This is a genomic window from Thermococcus sp. (assembly GCF_026988555.1).
Lineage (GTDB): Archaea > Methanobacteriota_B > Thermococci > Thermococcales > Thermococcaceae > Thermococcus.
In genome coordinates this window covers 1-1849 of sequence record NZ_JALSLB010000043.1, presented here as the reverse complement: position 1 = coordinate 1849, position 1849 = coordinate 1, and the positions used below count along the sequence as shown (strand labels likewise).

At 54.4% G+C, this 1849-nt stretch carries 4 protein-coding genes; 2 read left to right on the top strand and 2 right to left on the bottom strand.

Annotated features, from left to right (window positions below; all coding sequences use genetic code 11):
* Nucleotides 1-226, top strand: a 226-nt coding sequence (locus MVK60_RS06550; protein ID WP_297437695.1) for a hypothetical protein, incomplete at its 5' end; no start/stop codon positions are given.
* A 38-nt stretch (nt 227-264) separates the two neighbouring features.
* Nucleotides 265-972, top strand: a complete 708-nt coding sequence (locus MVK60_RS06545) for a metallophosphoesterase family protein (RefSeq protein WP_297437693.1) — start codon at nt 265-267, stop codon at nt 970-972.
* 2 nt (nt 973-974) lie between these two features.
* Here MVK60_RS06545 and MVK60_RS06540 read toward each other — a convergent pair whose 3' ends face one another.
* Together MVK60_RS06540 and MVK60_RS06535 are read right to left on the bottom strand one after the other, a co-directional pair.
* On the bottom strand, nt 975-1301 hold the full coding sequence (locus MVK60_RS06540; RefSeq protein WP_297437691.1) for a PRC-barrel domain-containing protein: 327 nt from the start codon (nt 1299-1301) through the stop codon (nt 975-977).
* Nucleotides 1302-1376: 75 nt separating this feature from the next.
* A partial coding sequence (locus MVK60_RS06535; RefSeq protein WP_297437689.1) for an AAA family ATPase occupies nt 1377-1849 on the bottom strand: 473 nt, incomplete at its 5' end.

The window sequence follows — 1849 nt, the reverse complement described above, 5'->3', positions numbered from 1 at the left end:
GATGTACTCCGGCGTTTTCGACTCTTGGATGCAGGTGGTCCTACCTGTCGGGTTCAACTTCACGGGGATGACTATCTACCTCAATTACACCACTTACCGGGCGTTCCATGAATGGGGAGCTGTTGGGAGCCCGTGCATCGGTGAGAGGTACGCAGGGATGGAATTTATCTCTTTGATACTTCTCCTGACGGGGGCGTTCCTGCTGGGTGTCTCCGCGGGGAAATAACATATAAACACCTCCACCTTTTTTTGAACGGTGGGTCCATGAGAATCGCCCTCATCTCCGACGTCCACTCGAATTTGGAGGCCCTTGGGGCAGTATGGGACGAGATAAAAGACGCAGACGCCGTCCTGTGCATGGGCGACCTTGTCGGCTACGGGGCGAATCCAAACGAGGTCGTTGAGTTCATTCGAAAGCAGATGAAGAAGAGAACCTTCCTCTGCGTCCGCGGCAACCATGACAATGCGATAGCCTTCGGTGCCGAGTGGGGCTTCAACCCCTATGCTAGGCAGGCTGTGAGATGGCACTGGCGGGTCATGACGGTTGAAAACCTTGAGTTTCTCAGACGGCTCCCGGTGAGGCAGCTCTTCACCGACGATACTGAAAGGAGCTACCTCCTCATCCACGGCTCCCCCCGCGCTCCCCTGGATGAGTACCTCTTTCCCTGGCTTCCGGAGAGGGAGTTTGAGGCAGTTATGCGCTACATCAGACAGGACGACCTTCTCGTTGGTCACACTCACGTTCCGATGCTCAAAGTTCTAGATGGGAGGAGGATAATCAATCCTGGTGGCGTTGGACAGCCAAGGGATGGAGATTGGAGGGCGGCCTATGCGGTGATCGATACGGAGGGGGGATCCCCAGGCAACGTAGAGTTCCAAAGGGTAGAATACGATGTGGAAGAGGCTGCGAGAAAAATACTGGAAGCGGGCCTCCCACCATTCCTTGCGGAGAGGCTTTACGATGGGTACTGAACTCAGCCCTCGAGGAGCTCCCCCTCGCCTTCTGAAAGTTTCTCTTTTATGGCACTGACTCTCCTAAGCTTGGATTTAACAGCTAGCTTGCTGGAGTCGATTATTATGACCTCTCCTATACTCTTTACGGCGCTGATCGGGATGAGCAACAGTCCCTCATGATCCGTGACGAACTCGCTCGTGTCGAGGTCCTCATCCGGCTCGGCGACTATTACAAGGATATCCCCTATATCCTCATCAAAGCTGAGGTCGTACACCCATCCGAGCCTTACGCCGCTGTCCGTAATCAGCTCAACGTCCCTAAGCTTGGAAGCCATTATCCTGACCATTTCCTCCACCCCACGGTTTAATCGTGTAAACCCTTGGGCGTTAACGTATAAAACTTTTTCCAAAAATGAAATAGGTCAGAAGGTGTAGTAGTCAACTCCCCTCTTTTCCTCGCCACGCTTTCCCTGCTTTCGGTTTTCCTCGAAGCTCCTGTAATATTCCACCATGTACTGGGTTATGCTGGGTCTGATCTTCTCCAGGGCCGTTTCAAAATCTCTTTTCGACACGCGCAGCCTACCCAGGAACTCCTCGCTTTGCTCTTCTACGGCCTCCCCAGGCAGTGTCGTCATTACTCTGCGCATGGCGAGCATCGCAGCCTCTCTGACGAGGGCTTCGATGTCCGCTCCGGTGTAACCCTCGGTCCCCTTGGCGAGCTCTTCAAGCTTAACATCCTCGGCCAGTGGCACGTTCCTTGTGTGCACTCTGAGTATCTCCAGTCTGGCCTTCTCGTCTGGTGCTGGAACGAGTATGAGCCTGTCGAACCTTCCGGGTCTCAGCAGGGCCGGGTCCAAGATGTCCGGCCTGTTCGTTGCGGCTATGATGACGACTC